This window comes from Comamonas testosteroni (assembly GCF_000761245.1).
In the GTDB taxonomy this organism is placed as follows: Bacteria; Pseudomonadota; Gammaproteobacteria; order Burkholderiales; family Burkholderiaceae_C; genus Comamonas; species Comamonas testosteroni_C.
Map to the genome: position 1 here is coordinate 89,529 of NZ_AWOR01000042.1, position 19,938 is coordinate 109,466.

At 59.6% G+C, this 19,938-nt stretch carries 18 protein-coding genes and 1 tRNA gene; 12 read left to right on the forward strand and 7 right to left on the reverse strand.

The window, feature by feature from the left end; all coding sequences use genetic code 11:
- Positions 1-19 precede the first annotated feature (19 nt).
- Positions 20-3,397 carry an EAL domain-containing protein gene (locus tag P353_RS08860; protein WP_034368154.1) on the forward strand — a complete coding sequence of 1,126 codons (3,378 nt, stop codon included), beginning with the start codon at positions 20-22 and terminating at the stop codon, positions 3,395-3,397.
- A 642-nt stretch (positions 3,398-4,039) separates the two neighbouring features.
- Entirely contained in the window at positions 4,040-4,621 is a 582-nt protein-coding gene (locus P353_RS08865) for an SMI1/KNR4 family protein (RefSeq protein WP_052084806.1), read from the forward strand.
- Position 4,622: 1 nt separating this feature from the next.
- On the opposite strand, the gene P353_RS08870 is transcribed toward P353_RS08865, so the two are convergent.
- The 3 genes from P353_RS08870 to xseA all read right to left on the reverse strand — a co-directional run bounded on the left by P353_RS08870 (position 4,623) and on the right by xseA (position 7,918).
- Positions 4,623-5,483, reverse strand: coding sequence for a DODA-type extradiol aromatic ring-opening family dioxygenase (locus P353_RS08870; RefSeq protein ID WP_003054035.1), 861 nt, complete (start codon positions 5,481-5,483; stop codon positions 4,623-4,625).
- A gap of 184 nt (positions 5,484-5,667) precedes the next feature.
- Positions 5,668-6,255 carry a superoxide dismutase gene (locus P353_RS08875; RefSeq protein WP_003054032.1) on the reverse strand — a complete coding sequence of 196 codons (588 nt, stop codon included), beginning with the start codon at positions 6,253-6,255 and terminating at the stop codon, positions 5,668-5,670.
- Positions 6,256-6,580: 325 nt separating this feature from the next.
- Positions 6,581-7,918, reverse strand: a complete 1,338-nt coding sequence (xseA, locus tag P353_RS08880; protein ID WP_080750497.1) for an exodeoxyribonuclease VII large subunit — start codon at positions 7,916-7,918, stop codon at positions 6,581-6,583.
- A 449-nt stretch (positions 7,919-8,367) separates the two neighbouring features.
- Between xseA and P353_RS08885 the strand changes: the two genes are divergently transcribed.
- Both P353_RS08885 and P353_RS08890 read left to right on the forward strand, forming a co-directional pair.
- On the forward strand, positions 8,368-9,000 hold the full coding sequence (locus P353_RS08885) for a MotA/TolQ/ExbB proton channel family protein (protein ID WP_003054029.1): 633 nt from the start codon (positions 8,368-8,370) through the stop codon (positions 8,998-9,000).
- Between the two features lie 19 nt (positions 9,001-9,019).
- Positions 9,020-9,451, forward strand: coding sequence for an ExbD/TolR family protein (locus P353_RS08890; RefSeq protein WP_003054027.1), 432 nt, complete (start codon positions 9,020-9,022; stop codon positions 9,449-9,451).
- 86 nt (positions 9,452-9,537) lie between these two features.
- Here the strand turns inward: P353_RS08890 and P353_RS08895 are convergent, their stop codons facing one another.
- Positions 9,538-10,458 carry a Dyp-type peroxidase gene (locus tag P353_RS08895; RefSeq protein ID WP_034368162.1) on the reverse strand — a complete coding sequence of 307 codons (921 nt, stop codon included), beginning with the start codon at positions 10,456-10,458 and terminating at the stop codon, positions 9,538-9,540.
- Positions 10,459-10,634: 176 nt separating this feature from the next.
- Between P353_RS08895 and P353_RS08900 the strand changes: the two genes are divergently transcribed.
- Positions 10,635-10,711 (forward strand) — tRNA-Val (locus P353_RS08900).
- Between the two features lie 137 nt (positions 10,712-10,848).
- Here the strand turns inward: P353_RS08900 and P353_RS08905 are convergent.
- Positions 10,849-11,298, reverse strand: a complete 450-nt coding sequence (locus tag P353_RS08905) for an SRPBCC family protein (RefSeq protein WP_034368165.1) — start codon at positions 11,296-11,298, stop codon at positions 10,849-10,851.
- Between the two features lie 190 nt (positions 11,299-11,488).
- On the opposite strand from P353_RS08905, the gene P353_RS28035 reads away from it, so the two are divergent.
- Together P353_RS28035 and P353_RS08915 are read left to right on the forward strand one after the other, a co-directional pair.
- A complete protein-coding gene (locus P353_RS28035) occupies positions 11,489-11,887 on the forward strand; it encodes a hypothetical protein (RefSeq protein ID WP_232776365.1) in 399 nt (132 codons plus the stop codon).
- 233 nt (positions 11,888-12,120) lie between these two features.
- Entirely contained in the window at positions 12,121-12,960 is an 840-nt protein-coding gene (locus P353_RS08915) for a CHAD domain-containing protein (RefSeq protein WP_034368172.1), read from the forward strand.
- Positions 12,961-12,981: 21 nt separating this feature from the next.
- Here the strand turns inward: P353_RS08915 and dkgB are convergent, their stop codons facing one another.
- Positions 12,982-13,788: a 2,5-didehydrogluconate reductase DkgB gene (dkgB, locus tag P353_RS08920; RefSeq protein WP_034368176.1), complete on the reverse strand. Its 807-nt coding sequence runs from the start codon at positions 13,786-13,788 to the stop codon at positions 12,982-12,984.
- Between the two features lie 358 nt (positions 13,789-14,146).
- Positions 14,147-15,334 (reverse strand): MFS transporter, encoded by a 1,188-nt coding sequence (locus tag P353_RS08925; RefSeq protein ID WP_034368179.1) that lies wholly within the window; start codon positions 15,332-15,334, stop codon positions 14,147-14,149.
- 74 nt (positions 15,335-15,408) lie between these two features.
- Between P353_RS08925 and P353_RS08930 the strand changes: the two genes are divergently transcribed.
- The 5 genes from P353_RS08930 (at position 15,409) to adk (ending at position 19,843) form a co-directional block, all read left to right on the forward strand.
- Complete coding sequence (locus P353_RS08930) at positions 15,409-16,311, forward strand: LysR family transcriptional regulator (protein WP_003054010.1); 903 nt, start codon at positions 15,409-15,411, stop codon at positions 16,309-16,311.
- A 372-nt stretch (positions 16,312-16,683) separates the two neighbouring features.
- Complete coding sequence (lpxK, locus tag P353_RS08935; RefSeq protein ID WP_034368181.1) at positions 16,684-17,727, forward strand: tetraacyldisaccharide 4'-kinase; 1,044 nt, start codon at positions 16,684-16,686, stop codon at positions 17,725-17,727.
- Positions 17,728-17,823: 96 nt separating this feature from the next.
- Entirely contained in the window at positions 17,824-18,015 is a 192-nt protein-coding gene (locus tag P353_RS08940) for a Trm112 family protein (protein ID WP_003054006.1), read from the forward strand.
- A gap of 3 nt (positions 18,016-18,018) precedes the next feature.
- Positions 18,019-18,795: a 3-deoxy-manno-octulosonate cytidylyltransferase gene (gene kdsB / locus P353_RS08945; RefSeq protein WP_003054004.1), complete on the forward strand. Its 777-nt coding sequence runs from the start codon at positions 18,019-18,021 to the stop codon at positions 18,793-18,795.
- A gap of 391 nt (positions 18,796-19,186) precedes the next feature.
- Entirely contained in the window at positions 19,187-19,843 is a 657-nt protein-coding gene (gene adk, locus P353_RS08950; RefSeq protein ID WP_003054002.1) for an adenylate kinase, read from the forward strand.
- Positions 19,844-19,938: the final 95 nt, after the last annotated feature.

The window sequence follows — 19,938 nt, forward strand, 5'->3', positions numbered from 1 at the left end:
TAGCGTAGGAGCGCGTTCTATGGTGCGGAGGTCTAGTTTCGAGTCCAAGGTTGCCACTGCATTTGGAGCAGCCGCGCTGGTAGTGATCGCGATGGCACTATCGACGTGGGAAGTCGCAAGTGATGCAGCCAAAGCCGCCCAAATGGTGACACATGCACACCAGTTGCTCAACAATATAGATCGCGCCAGAGGCTACTCTCTCCAATCTGAGCTAACCACTCAAAATTTCCGTCTGACAGGTAATGCTGAGCATATTGCCGAGCGAAATGCAGCGATGGCTGCGCGAGAGCTTGCGCTGGAAAAAATACGGCAACTAACGATCGACAATCCAGATCAACAACGTCGCTGGACAGAGCTGCGTAAAGTCATTGACCAGCGCATGGAAGCTGCTCGCCAAATTGAAAAATTGCGCAATACCCAAGGCCAGAAGGCAGCAAATGCATTTGCTGCCGCAACTACGCTTGCATCTACGCGTTTGCGCACCTATGAATTGCTGAGCGAGATGGATACCGAGGCGCGCCTGCGACTCGCCCTGGAAGAGGCCGAGCACAAACAAGCGCGTCATAAGCTGGTGATGGCTGGAGCATTGGTCGCTATAGCACTTATCTTGCTGTTGGGCTCCTCCTATCTTCTGATAAGACGACAACTGCGGGAAACACAAGCCAGTCAGCGTGCTCTGGCTGACAATGAAGAAAGCCTTGTGACTACCTTGCACTCGATCGGCGATGCAGTGCTCGCAACAGACACTGAAGGCCGAATCACCCGCATGAATTCAGTGGCCGAACAGCTCACAGGCTGGAGTATTAACGAAGCTCAAGGCCGTTCTATCGGGGAAGTATTCAATATCATCCATGAGCAGACCCGCGAGCCTGCTCACATTCCTGTGGCAACGGTGCTAGCCACCGGGGAAGTGCAGGTACTTGCCGATGACACCTCAATCATTGCCAGAGATGGCACCGAACGTCCAATCTCTGATAGCGCCGCCCCCATCCGCGATTCCAAGGGCCAACTACGAGGTGCTGTACTGGTCTTTCGGGACGTTACTCTGGAGCGAAAGGCTCAACGGATCATCCGTGAGCAAAACGCGTCACTTGAAGCCGACGTGCACCAACGCACTTTGCAATGGCATGAGATTCAAAGTCATTTGCACAACGTCATCAGCGCCGTTCCGGCGCTGATTGCCTACGTCAATGCAAAACAGCGCTACGAGTACGTCAACACTCAGTATCGTCAGTGCTTTGCACCTGGCCGAGAAGACATCACGGGTGAGTCGGTAAGACAAATCCTCGGAGAGGAACGCTATGTTGTTGCCAATGATTTGATCAGCAAGGTTCTCGCAGGAGAGCCGCAAACATATGATTGGCAGCCCTTTCCAGGAGTTTGGCAAACCATTCAGTATGTTCCCAAACATCAAGCCGATGGAACGGTTGCTGGCTACTACGTATTGGGCACAGATATTACTGAGCGCAAGCACTATGAAGAACGTATCCAGACGCTCAACGGGGAACTTGAACAACGAGTGCATGAGTTAGAGCACATTGGCCGCGGACTGCGAACGTTGAGCGCCGGAAATCGCACCATGCTACGTGCCAGCGAAGAACAGAGTCTGCTTGAAAACATGTGCCGAGCCATCGTGGCTGCAGGAGGCTATGGCATGGCTGCCGTCTGGTATTCGGGTGACGAGCCAGATCAACAACTACGCCCGATGGCCGAGTGCAATTATCCAGGCGGTATAGAAGCACTTCGCAGCCTAGGACTCATAGCAGCCGATACGGAGCTGGGCCAAAGTCTGACATCTAGCGCAATTCGCAGCGGCAAGGTTCACTTTGTCCAAGACATGCGCATGGATTCCAACCATGTTCGATGGCACGACAAGCTTGGTGAACTTAAATCAGGCGTATCTTGCCCTTTATTGGTTGAGGGCGAAGTCATTGGCGCACTCTCCATTTATGACACCGAACCAAACGCCTTCGGCGAAGATGAAATCGCATTGCTGACCGAGTCAGCGGACGATCTAGCTTTTGGGATTTCCATTCTGCGTACACGCTCAGAACAACAACGTGTACAAGCAGAGATGAATCATATGCTGCGCCATGATCCCTTGACTGGACTACCCAATTCGATTGAATTCAGGGAAATTCTGACTGCGAAAATTGAGGAAAGCTCCCCACTTCCAGGACCAATTGCGGCTTTGCAATTCAATATCGAACGCCTTCGAGAAATCAACGAGGTGCTAGGTTTCTCTAATGGGGACCAGATTCTTAGAGACTTCGGAGAGCGCCTAAGGCAAAGCATTCCTGATTCTGCACATATCGCGCGTTTACGCGGAGACGAATTTGCAGTATTAGCGCCCACTTTGGATAGAGGTTCTGCCGTAGCCTTGGCCGAAGATTTGGAAAAAACCATCTCCCGCCCTTTCCCGATCGCAGATATTGAATTGGATGTCAGCGCGAGAGCTGGCATCGCTTTGTTTCCCGAACACGGCACAAACGCCGATGAACTATTGCGTCAAATGGGAAAGGCCACCCATCAAGCCAAGGCCCGCGGATTGAGCCAGTGCGTATTTGATCCGTCGCATCAGAAAAATCAAGCGGGACGCTTGACCATGGCAGGGGAGCTTCGGCGAGCAATTGCAGGCAACCAGCTGCGACTATTTTTGCAGCCAAAAGTTGATTTTTCCTCCGGGCAAATCTGTGGAGCAGAGGCCTTGGTACGCTGGATGCATCCGCTTAAAGGATTAATTCCTCCCGGATTGTTTATCGACTTGGCTGAGCAAACAGGCTTGATCAAGCCTTTGACGGAATGGGTCATTGTCGCAGCCCTTGATCTGCTGCAGAGCTGGCAGGCAAAGGGTTGTGCTGTCCCTATTGCAATCAATCTCTCCGCTCGAAACTTCAGAGATGAACAGCTTTTTGCTAAGTATCGCCAATGGCATTTGGATCGCTCTGTATCAACCGGATTATTGGAAATCGAGATTACGGAAAGCACCGTAATGGAACATGCAGAATATGCTCTACGAGCACTGAGCGAGATGAGAGACGCGGGGATTCCTCTTTATGTGGACGATTTTGGAACAGGGTACTCCTCATTGAGCTATCTACAAAAACTACCAGTAGATTACATCAAGATCGACCAGTCATTCGTTTCTGCAATGCATCGCGACCGGGATTCCGCCACGATTGTGCGCTCCACCATTGATCTCGTACATGATCTCGGACGAAAGACAGTTGCCGAAGGTGTGGAGACCAAAGAGCACTGGGACCTGCTCAAGGAGCTTGGCTGTGATATTGCACAAGGCTACTACATCGCGAAACCTATGCCTTCCAGCGATTTTCAAAAATGGGCCGAGGATTTCAAAAAATCTCAATCACAGGATAGCTCATCCTTTTCAATATAATCCATCACATTGAAATCACGCACTAACAACAAAGAAACAGGTATTTTCAACATCAATGAATTTTCAAGAAAACAGAATCATGCAATGCCGAGATACATCTGAAATTTTTCTCTGACAAATTCAATGATGACGGCCAGCAAATAATAATCTATAGCGATTAAAGTAATCCAGCGATTGCAAGCCTTGATCCTTTACCTCTGCACTTAGCACCTTCATAGCTAAGTACACTCTCAATTCCGACCTCATACGAGATTGCAAGTTCTCGACTTATAAGCGTCAGGCGTCTAATTTATTTAAATGACATTCAAAGGTTGGAGTCAAAAGCAACTGCCGACCTTATAGTTTCCGACTTCAGACTGAAGTCCAAGCACACAAGAAGTGCTTCAAATGCGCGCCACGCAAAAAAGCAGGTACGTCTGTGGCTTCTATGCTGGTCACCAGCGTCTGTGGATCTAACAGGTCAATGCAACGCAATGACCGCCTCTGGTGCAAGGAGTGCTGGCATGAAGCAAAGGCCGCGGATTTACTACACTGAAAATCCAAAGAGCCACACCATGTACCCGAACAGTCACTCCCCGACATCCGCTGTCAAGCCGACCTCGTTGTCCAATTCACTTGTCTCGGACTTCTGCGCCCGCCACCATGACACCTGACCAATATCTTGCACATTTGCAGGCTGTGTATGCTGCATTCCAGCTAAGCTTTCACCCCAAGCCGCCGGCCAGCGAACAGGATCTGGCCGCTTTGGCAGCCGCGCTGGGGCCTCTGGATACCGAACTTGCCTCATTCTGGCGCCTGACTGCAGGCAGCAGCACCGACAGCACCCAGCCCCTGTTTCAGCGGCCAGGCTTTGTGGATGCTCTGGACCTTCTCACACCACCACAGGCCATGGCCCAGGCACTCCGCATGGAAAAGCGGGCCCAGCGCATGTGGGAACTGGCCGGCCCCGCATCCCAGGACCCTCGCCTGAGCGGGCGCTGGTGGCACGCCGGCTGGCAGCCGTTTGCCAGCTTCTATGGCGACATCGTGCTAATGGCCGATCATCATCCCGGTCCTGAAGGACAGCGCGGCCAGATCATTGCCTATGTGCACGACCCCGACCAGATCTGCTGGATCGCCCTCAGCTTCTCAGCCTATCTTCAAGCGTCCGCCGACTCGATTGACGATGACAGGGAAGAATTTTTGAATGGACCACTGGACGAGCAGGAACAAGCAGAGCTCTGAGCTACGCCCCGGCCTCAAGGCAGTAGCTGGACAGCGTGGCCGAGCCCATGAAGGCCTCTTCAAAGTAAACGCGGCGGGCCTGGTCTTGCTCGGCCGCCCCCACCACCACCATCAACGGCAGCAGATGCTCTTCTCGCGGGTGCGCCACACGTGCGCCGGGGGCCCGCTCCCAAGCGGCCAGCCGCTGGCTGCGCGCGGCAGGCGTCATCTGCATCAGCGTCTCGGCCAACCAATCGTCAAACAGCTTGGAAGGCGCCCGCCCCACGGGGCCGAAGCTACGCATATTGTGATAGCTGGAGCCGCTGCCAATGATGAGAACTCCCTCGTCACGCAACGGAGCCAGCGCACGGCCCACGGCCAGGTGTTCTGCAGCGTTCAGATTGCTGCGCAGGCTGAGCTGAAGTACGGGTACATCGGCCTGCGGATAGATCACCGCCATGGGCACAAACATGCCATGGTCATAGCCGCGCTGTTTGTCTGCCCGCGCGTCCTCCCCTGCCTGCGCCAGCAACTGCTGCACCCGAACTGCCAGCTCAGGCGAGCCTGACGCACGGTAATGCAGGTCATAGGTGTGCGGCGGAAAGCCGCCGTAGTCATACAGCATGCCGGGATGGGCGGCACTCTGTACGGTGAAAACCGGCTCCTCCCAGTGGGCGGAGATCAGCAACACGGCCCTGGGCTTGCGTGCCAGTTGGCGCGGAATATTGCGCAAGTCCTCGGCCATCAGCGCATGCCAGTCGAGCATCTCGGGCACCCAGGGCCAGGGGCCGGCACCATGACAGAGAAAGTACACGGGCATGCGAGCGCCTGCCTCTATTAGCCCGGAAACCGCCTGACTGTTCAGGCTTTCACGCTCCTTCATGCCAGTCCTTCCATGCATCAACAGGTCATCAAAAACATAGCCGCCTGCGCTTTCCCCATCAAAACTGCAGACCTAAAAATCCTCATTCTCAGCAGACAGGCATAAAAAAACCTCCTTGCGGAGGTTTTTGCCAACAATCAGATCCGAGCCGTGCAGCCGCAAACCTGATGCCGTATTGCCCCGATCAGGCAGCGAAGTTGGCTTCGGCAAACTTCCAGTTCACCAGCTTTTCCAGGAAGGTTTCGACAAACTTGGGACGCAGGTTGCGGTAGTCGATGTAGTAGGCGTGTTCCCACACGTCCACGGTCAGCAGCGCCTTGTCGGCGGTGGTCAGGGGAGTGCCGGCAGCGCCCATGTTGACGATGTCCACGGAACCGTCGGCCTTCTTCACCAGCCAGGTCCAGCCCGAACCGAAATTGCCGGCGGCGGAAGCCACGAAAGCCTTCTTGAACTCAGCGTAGGAGCCCCACTTCTTGTTGATGGCGTCGGCCAGAGCGCCTGTAGGTTCTGCACCGCCGTTGGGAGTCATGCAGTTCCAGAAGAAGGTGTGGTTCCAGATCTGGGCAGCGTTGTTGTAGATGCCGCCGGAAGACTTCTTGACGACTTCTTCCAGATCCATGTTTTCGAACTCGGTACCCTTTTGCAGGTTGTTCAGGTTCACCACATAGGCGTTATGGTGCTTGCCATGGTGGAATTCCAGCGTTTCCTGGCTGTAGCCGAACGGAGCCAGTGCATCGATAGCGTATGGCAGGGGGGGCAGGGTGCGTTCCATGATGGTTTTCCTCGTGGTTGAAATTTTTGGGAGCCGTCCAGTGCCATGACGCCTGAGCGGTGACCGTTGTGCCGGCCATGGCGGCAAGCACATTGCTGTACTGCAGACGTCAAGTATTGCACTAACCGAACCATTGTAGAAAGAACTGAGAGGCTGCGCGCCATTCATCAGGACTATTGCGCACGCAGGCAAAAGCATGCGCTCACGGCTTACAGCGCATGAATACTGGACCCTGCCTCATTGCCTGCGCGGATTGCAAAAGAGTTCTGATGAAGAACCCGGTGAGCGTGCAGGTGTTTTGCGGCCAGCTTGTGGCTGGCGAGCCTCAAAGCAGACGTGGCTGAGTGACCACCACATCCACCGCACCGTCCGACAGTTGGGCCTTCAGCGCCGCTCCCGGCACGGCCTGCCTGACCTGGGTCACAGCCCTTCCCTGCTCATCCGTCAGCAAGGCATAGCCGCGCTGCAGCACCAGGCGCGGGTCCAGCAACTGCAAGCGCAGGTCGATACGATCAAGCGTTTGCTTTTGCTGCTCCAGATTGCGCTGGAAGATACTGGGAAAATTGACCTGTAGCGCTTGCTGGTTCTGAGCAAGCCGCTGTAGTTTCAATAGCATCGCATGACGCAGACGTTGCGCCTGCCTGTTGAGCTGCAGCTGGTTGCGTGTCAGCTGCTCGCTGGGCCGGCCCAAGCGCTGGGCCGCTATATCCAGGCGCTGGGCCTGGCGATCCATCACGCGCTGCACGGCGTTGTCCAGACGGTCCTGCATCAGACCCAACGCACCCAACCAGACCTCGCGCGGCTGGGCTACCAGCTCGGCCGCAGCCGTGGGCGTGGGCGCACGCAGATCGGCGCAGAAATCGGCAATGGTGAAATCAGTCTCATGGCCCACGCCACTGATCAACGGCACCGGGCTTTGCACAATGGTGCGCGCCAGCTGTTCGTCGTTGAAGGCCCAGAGGTCTTCCAGCGAGCCACCACCGCGCACCAGCAAGATGGTGTCAATTACCGGCTGCCGTGCGAAGTCAGCAGGCAAATTGCTGCCTGGACCCTGCCCCTCTTGCAGCAGCCGATACAGTTTTGACAGTGCCTGCACCAGCGACTGCGGCGCCTGTGCGCCTTGCACCAGAGCAGGAACGACCACTACTGGAATATGCGGCACGCGGCGACGCAGCGCCGTCACCACATCGTGCAAGGCGGCCGCCCCCAGGGAGGTGACCAAGCCGATGCCGCGCGGCAAGGGTGGCAGCGGCCTCTTGCGCGCAGGGTCGAACAGTCCCTCGGACTCCAGCTGGGCCTTGAGGCGCAAGAACTGCTCAAACAGGGCCCCCTGCCCGGCTCGCTGCATGCTCTCCACCACCAGCTGCAAATCGCCTCGCTGCTCGTAGACGCCCAGACGCCCTCTGACTTCGACCAGCTCGCCATCACGCGCAGAGAAACCGACCTGCTCGGCTGCACGTCGGAACATGGCGCAGCGAATCTGCCCGCTCGCATCCTTGAGATTGAAATAGCAATGCCCGCTGGCGGCGCGCGAAAAGCCGCTGAGCTCGCCGCGCACCGAGACCGGATTGAAGCGCGCCTGCAAGGCATCACCAATGGCGTGGCATAGCGCGCCAACTTCCCACACATGCTGCGTGGCTGCTGGGTTTGATCGTTCAAACATTGAATTCATGCGGTGTCAGCGAGGGCTTACGCGGGCCGGATTCTCCACAGATGTCGGCATCCAGCCTTGTTGGCGACAAAGCCGGGAAAACTCTAAAAATCACCTTAAAAACAAAACCCATCTTATTGATTTAAAACAATTTATTGGCATTCACACAGCTGTCAAACTCGTAACAAGCCTTCACTGCAAAGCAAACAGACCGCTGGCACGGCAACTAGATCACAAAGTTATCCACAGATTTTTGTGCTATACGCGAAAGCATTCGCAAAGAAACGCAAGTTCCGCGTACCCCTGATGTCTGAACAAGCTCCAATCGCATCAAGCGTCACCTGACAACCTTGCTGCGCTAACTCAAGCCGGCATATCAAGCCGGCAAAAACGGCTCGCAACAGCACTACAGTGGGTGATAATCGTTGGCTGCAATTTCAGAACGACGAGGGAGAGCAACGTTGCTGTCGATCATACAAGCCGCAGGATGGCCTATCTGGCCTTTGATTGCCTGCTCGATTCTGGCTCTGGCCCTGATTTTTGAGCGCTTTGCCTCGCTGAAAGCCAGCAAAGTTGCGCCGGCCAATTTGCTCAATGAAGCGATTTCGGTCTCTACCAAGAACCTACCCAGTGCAGAAACCACCCAGCAACTAGCGCAAAGCTCGGTACTCGGTGAAGTGCTGGCCACCGGCTTGCGCACCCGCCAGGCACACCCCGAAAGCAGCGAGGAAGAGCTGCGCTCGGCCATGGAAGGCGCAGGACGCGCCGCCGCCCACAAGCTGGAAAAGTATTTGAGCGCCCTGGCCACCATCGCCTCGGCGGCGCCGCTGCTGGGCCTGCTGGGCACGGTGATCGGCATGATCGAGATTTTCGGCTCCCAGCCCGGAGCCAGCTCCGGCGCCGGCAACCCCGCCCAGCTCGCTCATGGCATCTCGATCGCGCTCTACAACACGGCATTCGGCCTGATGGTGGCCATTCCTTCGCTGATCTTCTGGCGCTATTTCCGCGCCCGTGTGGACGCCTATCTGCTGGGCATGGAACTGGCGTCCGAGCAGTTCGTGCGCCATCTGGGTCGCCTCAAGCCTGCCAAGTAATAAGCGGAACGCATCCACCATGAACTTCCGTCCTCGTCACCGCGATGAGCCCGAGATCAATCTGATCGCCTTCATCGACGTGCTGCTGGTGGTGCTGATCTTTTTGATGCTCTCCACCACTTACAGCAAGTTCACCGAGCTGCAGCTGACCTTGCCCGTGGCCGACACCGAGCAGCAACGCGATCGCCCCAAGGAAATCATCGTCGGCGTCTCCGCTGACGGCCGCTACTCCGTCAACAAGCAAGGCGTGGATGACCGCAGCGTCTCCTCTGTTGCCGCCGCTCTGTCCGGTGCGGCAACAGCGGGCAATGACAGCGTGGTCATCATCAGTGCCGATGCCAACTCGCCGCACCAGTCGGTGGTGACCGTCATGGAAGCGGCCCGCCACGCAGGACTGTCGCAAATCACGTTTGCCACCCAGACCTCGGCCAGCGCAGGCAAGGCCAACTAGGAGACCCTCGCCATTGCCTTTTGGTGATGGCGCCACATGAAAAAACGGGCCAGATGGCCCGTTTTTCTTTGCCCTCAGGCCATTTCTCAGGCCTGGAGACCCAGCACCGTCAGATCCAGCTTGCCGCCGCAAACCGGCGGGCACCAGAAATAGCAGCCTGTCAACGGCGTGGAAAAGCGGAACAGTCCATCGCTGATGCCGTCATCCATGCCCAGCATGCGGCGCATTTGAGCCTCGAAAGCGTCAAAGCTGCAACCAAAGGCAGAGAACATCAAACCGCTGCGATCACTGCCCTGCGGGCTGACGCTCCACCAGGGCATGGAGCGTCGCACCACAAAGGCTTCCGGCTCAAAGCTCTCCTGCGCCGTGCGCTTGACATGGGCCGACTCAGGGGCATCGTCCAGTTCCTCGTTGTCGCTGCGACGGCGACCCACGGCATGATCCTGCTCCGTGGTGCTCATGCAGCCAAAAGCCGAGTAGTCATGTTCCCACTGCTGCAAGGCCCAGTAGCTGCAGCCGTCCAGACCTGCCCCCAGTTCAGCCGCAATGCCGGCAACCACGGCCTCATCGTCCTCGGGGTTCTCAGTGCCGTCTTCATAGCCGGTCAGGTCGCGGCCATGGCCGTTGTCCGAGAGCTGGTGCACAAAGGCATCCACGATGTGATCGAGCTTGAAGACCGGTGCCAGCAAGTTGGTCAGCTTGGCCGTCAGGGCGATCAGCTCACCGCGTTGATCGCCGCGCAGCCACAGGCACAGCGCATAAGGTGTGCTGGGTGCTTCAAACTGCGGGCCCTTGAGGTGCGGGAACTCGCGCATCAGCGGCAGTTTCTTGTCCAGTTCCTGCAGCACCTGCAGGCCCAGACCCGCCACTACCTGCTGGCCGTCAACACTGGTCTGCAATTTCTTCAGACTGTTCTGCAAATCTGCACCTGCACCGGCCAGGGTGAAAAAAACATAACGCCCCTGTTCGGGAAGAGACGCCAGAATGCCTGCTTGCGCTTTTGTCATGGGGTTGCCGATTCAATGGTTGGAAAACACATCAAAGTTTAGTAGCGAATCAGCAGCGCCCCGCCAAGCCCAGGCCCGGGTGGCGGATCGGAAAAAAATGGGCCTCCAACGCAAAAAAGTCGCGACTTTGCCCAAACCACCATTTTTCCGCTGCTAGAATTCATCCCATCGACGACAGGCGCGTAGCTCAGCTGGTTAGAGCACCACCTTGACATGGTGGGGGTCGTTGGTTCGAGTCCAATCGCGCCTACCAAACATCGCAAGCAAAACCAGAGCTTGCAAGCAAGACAGCCCGCTGCAAAGCGGGCTTTTTTGTGTCTGCGCCTCTCGTGGACCACCGCAGCATGGATCACGCCATGCATTGGCCTCGGGTCGCGCTCTGCTCGGTTTTCACGCTCCGTCAGGGATGGTCGGCTCCACAAGCAGGGCAAGCAGCTGCAGCGACTCCTGCCAGCCCAGATAGCAGGCCTCTTCGGGAATCATGTCGGGAACGCCCTCCTGCACCACATTCAGTTCGGTGCCGCAAAACACGGCTTTCAGTTCCACGGTGGTGATCATCTCGCCCGGCAGATTCGGGTCCTCGAAGCGGTCGGTATGGCGTATGCGCTGATCCGGCACCAGCTCGAGAAACTCGCCGCCAAAGCTGTTTCGACTGTTGGCGGAAAAATTGATGAAGCTCATGCGGTAGCGGCCGCCCACACGGGCGTCAAATTCATGCACCAGCGCCGCGAAACCATGAGGCGGCAGCCACTTGACCATGGCCTCGGGGGTCGTAAAGGCCCGGTAGACACGCTCGGGCGGGGCTTTGAGTACACGGTGCAGTCGAATGGTCTGTGGCATGCGGGACTCCTGAGCTAGAGGCCGCAAGCTTAGTCCTCATCACCGCGGCTGGCTACCAGGCTTTCTTGGAGGTATGCATCCGTCGCCTCTTGGGCGCAACGCCGCCACGGATATCCAGCGGACAAGCCGCTGCGGCTCCGCACCCAACAAACCCTTGAAAGATTCACCGACATTAAGAAGATGGCTGTCCATGGCGCGCGATGACGAGATCGTCGTCGACGCCACCGACATCAACCACGAAGCATCGTCAAACCTATGGTGCTTTTCTCCGGACGATGAGCAGCCCCAGGGCATCAGCGCGGAAGCCCTTGCCGACTTCATCGGGCAGGTCGTGGCAGCCAGACAAAAGCAACTGAGTGGAGATGTACCCATGCTTTTTCTATTGCTGGCATCAACTGGCACGAGGCACAGACCAGGCAGCTACGCTTCAGTCCTGTATCCGCCGCGCATGGCCGGCTGCCCTTCGGCTGCGCCATCGACCCTGGAGCGAAGCTTGCATCGATTGCCGCAGACATTGTCAAAAAGGACTGGCTCAATGCCCAGTGGGGCCAGGCCGGGCCGGATGACCCCTGTGAAAAGCCGGCTTTGAGCTTGGCCGTGTTCGTCGCCCATCTGCCATAGCCCGATCTTCAGGCGCATGTTCAGGCTCTTCGCAACCCAAGCCGCTACCATTCTGGTCGCGCAACTGCCGCAATTCAGGAACGAGCCCCATAGGGCCTGGGGCACGGAACATGGCACACTGTGGCGAACACTGGCGTATGCCGCACCACATTGCGCGTCGCCGCCTGTCGCAGCCTCATGACAACGGCCCCGGGAGTTCATATGGGCAAAGGCAAACCAGACGCCACAGTGGCGTTTTCAGCTATCGCCTCCCCGCTTGTCGACTCGGCAGTCGAACAGGCCCGGCACATAGCCCGAGCACCCGAAGTCGAAGGAATCCATCAGTTGCGCGTCACATTGCGTAGCCTACTGACGCTGTGGTGGTTTTACCGGCCTCTGATGGAGGCAAGAAAGTATGCGCTGCAGCGCAGCAGCCTGAAATCGATTGCCTGCGCTGCAGGCATGGCTCGCGATTACGACATTCTGATCGAGCTGCTGAGGCGCAACGACAAATGCAGCGCGGCCGGCATTGCTGCCATCTCGGCCGCCCGCGAATCCGCCCTGCAGGCGGGCCGGGAAATACTATCGCCCTCTCACATACAGACATGCTTGCAGGAAGCTCTGGCGCAGGCTTCGGCAAGCTTGGGCCCTGGGTCCGGCCAGCCGCGACTGCGAGCCCTTGCAGAGGCCCGGGTTGCGCAAGCAGCGAGACAGCTACGCCGACGCACCAAGCGGGCGATCACCGCCGGCAGGCCGGACCTTGAAGCCTTTCACGATGTCAGAAAAGCCGGCAAGAAAGCACGTTATCTGCTGGAGCTGTTCGGGCCCCAGCTGCCCGCAGACCATCGCCGCCTGCTCAAGCGACTGCAGAAAATCCAGCAGCCGCTTGGCGAGCTGAATGACTTTGCTGTCAGCGAAAGCCTGCTCAGGCAGAACCCGTGTCTGATCCCTTCTCCGGATCAGACGAAAGAAATAAGACGCTGGCTCAGAAAAAAACGCAAACACCGCCTGAGCGCCCTCTCCTGCCTGCTGCGCAAGGATCGGACACTCAAGCAGGCTTAAACGCTCATGATGGCGCCGTTCTCAGTCCCAGACAGGAGCTAGGCCCTCGGGGCTGACTTCGCGGCCATTGCGCTCCAGCGCCGCGATCAGCGCCATGTCCTCGGCATCCAGCTTCAGGTCGCGGGCCAGCAGATTGCTTGCGAGGTTCTCGCGCTTGGTCGACGAGGGAATCACGGCATAACCGAGCTGCAGCGCCCAAGCCAGCGCGACCTGCGCCACTGTGGCCTGGTGCTTGGCCGCGATCTGCGCCAGCACCGGGTCCTTGAGCACCTTGCCGTAGGCCAGGGTCATGTAGGAAGTGACCTGAATGCCCTGCTCCTTGAGGAAAGCCGTCAGCTTGCGGCCTTGGAGATAGGGGCTCAGCTCGATCTGGTTGGTGGCAATCTCGCCCTGGCCTACGGCGGCGACGGCCTGGCGGGTCAGCTCGATATTGAAGTTGGAAATGCCGATCTGACGGGTCAGACCCTGCGCCTTGGCCTCGGCCAGGGCCTCCATGTACTCGGGCAGCTCCACACCGTTGCCGGGTGCCGGCCAGTGGATCAGGGTCAGGTCCACGTAGTCGCTGCGCAGTTTCCTGAGGCTGTCCTGCAGACTGGGAATCAACTTGGCGCGGCTGTAGTTGTCGGTCCAGATCTTGGTGGTCACAAACAGCTCGCTGCGCGCCACGCCGCTGTCGGCAATCGCCTGACCGACTTCGGCTTCGTTGCCGTAGATCTGTGCCGTGTCGACGGCGCGGTAGCCCACATCGAGTGCATTGCGCACGGAATCGATCACGACCTGACCGTTGAGACGGAAGGTACCGACGCCAAAGCTGGGAATATTGCTCATCTAAAGACTCCTTGCAGGGGTTGAGGTGCAGGAAAGCAGGCCGGACAGCACATCTGCCCACCGTTGATTGCTTTCTCCATGGCTGGAGTTTGCGCTTTTTATATTTGCGGATTAAGCCCTGTATCTCATAAATACTCTTGAATTTAATTCAAATATAAAGCGCTGAAAGCAGTGCGCAGTGAACCAATGCATCATGGATCTGGATAGCTGCCAGCGCTTTATGGGCATGCGATGGAGATCAATCCGATGCCGTACAAGCAAAAAAGGCCAGTCGCGGGACTGGCCTTGGCCGACCGGCAAAAGCCGGCCGCTGGGATGGGACTTGGTGAACGCGACGGGGCAAGCCTGCTGCACGCCATCAGGCCTTGCGGGCATCCCTCTCGCCAGGAGCTTGCGCTGCAGGACGGCGAGCCGTCTTGCCCAGCCAGACCAGGGCCAGACCGCCAGCCGCCAGCGCAGCGCCCACGAGAGGCACCGCCGCATAGCCCAGGCCCTGGCCGATGACGGCACCGCCCAGCGCCGCCCCCAGGGCATTGCCCAGATTGAAGGCGCCGACGTTGACGGACGAGGCCAGACCCGGCGCCTGCGCAGCGGCCTGCATGACCCGCATCTGCACCGGCGGCACAATGCCGAAGGCTGCCGCACCCCAGACCACCAGACCTATGGCTGCGCCCAGATGCGTGCTCATGATCAGCGGCAGCAAGGCCATGATGATGGCGAGCAGCGCCAGAATGATCTTGGTGGCGCCGTCCAGCGACCAGTCGGCCAGCTTGCCGCCCAGGCTGTTGCCCAGCGTGAAGCCTACGCCGATCAGCACCAGGGCAAAGGCCACGAAGCCGGGGCTGGCCTGCGTGATCTCGGCCAGCACGGGCGCCACATAGGTGTAGAGCGCAAACATGGCGCCAGCGCCCAGCACTGTAGTGCCCATGGCCAGCAGCACCTCGGGGCGCACCAGCACCTTGAGTTCGCGGCGCACATCGGGGCGCGTGCCACGCTCGCCCTTGGGTAGCGCCAGCCAAAGCGCCGCGATGGTGATCAGACCCAGCACGGCCGTGCCGCCAAACGCCAGGCGCCAGCCCACCTGCTGGCCTATCCAGGTGGCAGCGGGAACGCCGCCGATATTGGCGATGGTCAGCCCCATGAACATGGTCGCAATGGCGCTGGCCTGTTTTTCCCTGGGCACCACGCTGGCCGCCACCACGGCGCCTATGCCGAAGAACGCGCCGTGATTGAGGCTGGTGACCAGGCGCGACAAGAGCAGGGTTGTATAGCTGGGCGCGAATGCCGACAGCAGATTGCCGATGGTGAAGATGAGCATCAGCGACATCAGCGCAGCACGCTTGCCAAAGCGGCTGAACAACAGCGTCATCACCGGCGCACCGGCCATGACGCCCACGGCATAGGCCGAGACCAGCATGCCGGCACTGGGGATGCTGACTTGAACGCCGTCGGCGATCACGGGCAACAGCCCCATGGGAGTGAATTCTGTGGTGCCGATGGCGAATGCGCCGACGGCCAGGGCAAACAAAGCAGCTGAGGATTTCATGGCCGCAGTGTGCCCGGTTAATATTTGCAGATTAAGCCCTGTATCCAATAAATTCTCTTGAATTCAATTCAACAATGAAGACCACGCTCGATGAGTTGCAAGCCTTTGTGGCCGTCGTGGACACGGGGTCCATCACAGCCGCCTCGGAGCTGCTGGGCCTGACGATTTCGGCCACCAGCCGCACGCTGGGACGTCTCGAGGAAAAGCTGCAGACCACGCTGCTGCGCCGCACCACGAGAAGGCTGGAGCTGACCGAGGAAGGCGCCACCTTCTTGCAGCATGCCCGGGCCATACTGGCATCGGTGGACGAAGCGGAGGAGCTGATGGCAGCGCGGCGCATGCGACCGGCCGGGCGCTTGCGTGTCGATGCGGCCACCCCCTTCATGCTGCATGTGCTGGTGCCGCTGATCGCGGGATTTCGCTCGCGCTACCCCGAGGTGGAGCTGGAGCTGAACTCCAACGAAGGCATCATCGACCTGCTCGAAAGGCGCACCGATGTGGCATTTCGCATCGGCGTGCTCAAGGACTCCACGCTGCATGCCCGCCCTGTGGGCATCAGCCGCATACGCGTGCTGGCCAGCCCGGCCTATCTCAAGCGCCACGGCATGCCCGCCAGTCCGGCACAGTTGGCCCAGCACAGCCTGCTGGGCTTTACCCAGCCCGAGTCGCTCAACGACTGGCCGCTGCGCGATGCCGACGGCAACGCCGTGCGCATTCGCCCGGACATTGCCTCCTCCAGCGGCGAGACGCTCAGGCAGATGGCGCTGGCCGGCCTGGGCATCGTGTGCCTGTCAGACTTCATGACGCGCGCAGACCGCGAGCAGGGAGATCTGGTGCAGTTGTTCGGCAAGCAGACGCTGGACATCTGCCAGCCCGTCAATGCCGTCTACTATCGAAATACGGCACTGGCGGCACGCATCACCTGCTTTGTGGACCATGTGGTGCAAACGCTGGGCAGCCGCCCTTTCGAGGCCTGAGCAGAGCCTGGCGCGATGGATGCTGCGACTGTCAAACCGGTATCGCGATGGCCCGGCGCAATGAGCCGGCGCAATGAGCCGGTGCAATGAACCGGAGCAGTGCACCGGTGCAGCGGGCTGCCCAAGCCCTGCTGCAGGGCTTGAACCTGCGGCAAACGGCCCTGGCTAACGTCCCTGGCTGTCAGCCTGACGCTGGACAGCCTGTTCGCCAGCTTCTGAGTGCCGGGCTGCAGAGTCACCAAGGCGCGGCCCGTGCTGCCAGCGGGGTCCAGCTTCTGCGCTTTTCGCCCCGGACGCTGCCTAGCGATTTGCCCTGAATAGCGGCAGGCTGACCCTGGCAACCCCGGCCGCGCCCGTATGATCCGAAGCCCTATGCCTCAAAACACCGTCCAAGCATCCTCCTCGCAACATGGCTTGCGCGCCCTCTGGCGCCAGCGTGGAGCGGGTGCCTGGCTGCTGTGGCCGCTATCGCTGGTCTATGGAGTGCTGCAGGCCTGGAATGCACGGCGCATGCGCAGCCGCCAACAAAGCACGGGGCTGCCAGTCATCGTCGTCGGCAATGTGATTGCGGGCGGCGCGGGCAAGACCCCCGTGACTCAGGCCGTGGTGGCCCACCTCAAGGCCAGAGGCTGGCAGCCGGCCATCATCTCGCGCGGTTATGGCCGCAGGATCGAGAACGGGCAGGATTGCCGCGAGGCCCTGCCGGACAGCCCCGCCAGCGAAGTCGGCGACGAGCCCGCCCTGCTGGCGCGCAGCACCGGCGTGCCGGTCTTTGTCGCCTCCAGGCGTCTGGAGGCGGCGCAAGCGCTGCGCCAGCGCTACCCGCAGGTCGATGTGATCGTGAGCGACGACGGCCTGCAACATCTGGCCCTGGCACGCGATGTGGAGTTGTGCGTCTTCAATGACGAAGGAGTCGGAAACGGCTTTTTGCTGCCCGCAGGCCCGTTGCGCGAGCCCTGGCCTCGCCCGGTGACGGCCACGCTGCATGCCGGCCAGCCGCCCAGCCCACTGGGCACATCCCCGGCGTTCGCGCTGCAGCGCAGCCTGGCCGAGACCGCCTGCAACGGCCATGGCCAGAGCATCCCGCTGCGCAGCCTGGCCGCTCAGAGCCCGGAGGCCGTGGCCGCCGTGGCACGCCCCGAGTCCTTTTTTGCCATGCTGGCCGCGCAGGGCATCACTGCGGCGGCAACCCAGGCCCTGCCCGATCACTATGATTTCGAGAGCTTCTCGCGAAAGCTGGAAAACGACAAACCCTTGATTTGCACCGAAAAAGATGCCGTCAAGCTCTGGCGCAGCCATCCTGAAGCCTGGGCCGTGCCCCTCAAGCTGCAGCTGCCGCAGGCCTTCTGGGAGCTGCTGGATGCGCAGCTGGCCAAGGCCAACGCCAATATTCGCCGCGGTGGCAAGCCAGGCTGACTATCATTGGGCCTATGGATCAACAGTGTTTGATCACCTCTTTTTGCTGCGCCAGCACACTGCCGGCGCCCTCATCCCGTTTTGCAGGAATACTCCATGGACGCCAAACTTCTCGAACTGCTGGTCTGCCCCGTCACCAAGGGCCCGCTGCGCTTTGACCGCGAGCATCAGGAGCTGATCAGCCACAGCGCGCGTCTGGCCTATCCCGTGCGCGACGGCATCCCGGTGCTGCTGGAAAACGAAGCCCGCACCCTGTCCGACGACGAGCTGGAAGAAGAAAAGCAATAAGCCATGAGCTATACGGTACTGATCCCGGCCCGCCTGTCCTCGACCCGTCTGCCCGGCAAGCCGCTGGCCGATATTGCCGGCTTGCCGATGGTGGTGCGTGTGGCCCAGCGCGCGGCTCTGGCCGGCGCAGCCCGCTGCGTGGTGGCGGCCGACGACGAAAGCATTGTCGCGGCCTGCGCCCGGCATGGCGTACAAGCCATCCTGACGCGCAAGGATCATCCCAGCGGCAGCGACCGTCTGGCCGAAGCCTGTGCGCAGCTGGGCCTGTCCGGCGACGATGTGGTCGTCAATGTGCAGGGCGACGAGCCGCTGATCGACCCCAGGCTCATCGAGGCCGTGGCACAACTGCTGCTGGCCCGCCCCGAAGCCAGCATGGGCACGGCAGCCCATCCCATTGATAGCCTGACGGATTACCGCAACCCGAATGTGGTGAAGGTGGTCTGTGACGCCAAGGGCCTGGCCAGCTATTTCAGCCGCGCGCCCATCCCTTTCTCGCGCGACCACGGCGATGAAGCCTGGTGGCAGACGGCGGCCCCCGGCGCCGGTCACACAGGTTTCACACCGCTGCGCCATATTGGCATCTACAGCTACAAGGCCGGTTTTCTGCGCGAGTTCCCACAACTGGCACCCGCACCGACCGAAGCCATGGAGCAGCTGGAGCAGTTGCGCGCCCTCTGGCACGGCCACCGCATTGCCGTGCATATCACGCCCGATGCACCGGGTGCCGGCGTCGACACGCCCGAAGACCTTGAGCGCGTGCGCGCTGTTTTGGCTGTTTGAGAAAAAGACCTGCGCACTTTGGCGACACCGGTGCGCAGGCTGTCTTCATCCAGGGCTGCTCACGCATCAAGCCGGCAGCAGCCCCGTCGGCCATAGCAATCCCAAAGGGCCCTAGGCCAGTCCAGGAAAGCGCTGATCGCTATACTTTCCGCATAGTCCGAATAGCATATGTAACGGCTTCGGCACCTGGATTACAACTACAGCAATCGCGTTTGCAGCGGATACATGCCTTCAATTGGCCGCACTTGTGACAGCCTTGACTGAATTGTGTAAGCCTGTGTTGGTCTTGTGCGTGCTATCCTTGCCCGCGAAAAAATACGGCCCGGGGACTACGGACGACCACCCGTCCGCCTGGGGCCAGCAAGAATTTCTACTCTCCTCAAGGATTTCCATGAAACTGATTTTGTTGGGTGCACCCGGCGCCGGCAAAGGCACTCAGGCGGCCTTCATTTGCCAAAAGTACGGTATCCCTCAAATCTCCACGGGCGACATGCTGCGCGCCGCCGTCAAGGCTGGCACCCCTCTGGGTCTGCAAGCCAAGGCCGTGATGGACGCCGGCCAGCTGGTCAGCGACGATCTGATCATCAACCTGGTCAAGGAACGCATTGCTCAGCCCGACTGCGCCAAGGGCTTCCTGTTTGACGGCTTCCCCCGCACCATCCCCCAGGCCGACGCCATGAAGGCCGCCGGCGTGAAGCTGGACTATGTGCTGGAAATCGATGTGCCCTTCGACGCCATCATCGAACGCATGAGCGGCCGCCGTAGCCACCCCGCCTCGGGCCGCACCTACCACGTCAAGTTCAACCCTCCCAAGGTGGAAGGCAAGGACGACGTGACCGGTGAAGACCTGGTGCAGCGCGAAGACGACAAGGAAGAAACCGTCAAGAAGCGCCTGGACGTCTACAGCAACCAGACCCGTCCTCTGGTGGACTACTACAGCAACTGGGCCAAGGCCGATGCAGCAGCGGCCCCCAAGTACCGCGCCATCAGCGGCACAGGCAGCGTGGAAGAGATCACCGAACGCGCTCTGGCCGCTCTGGCTTCCTGATCGCCCTGATCACTCGCGCATGAAGCCTTGCCGACTTTTCGCGGTCGGGCATCTCTATCTCTGCGCGGAAAAAGGCCGGTGTCTTCACCGGCCTT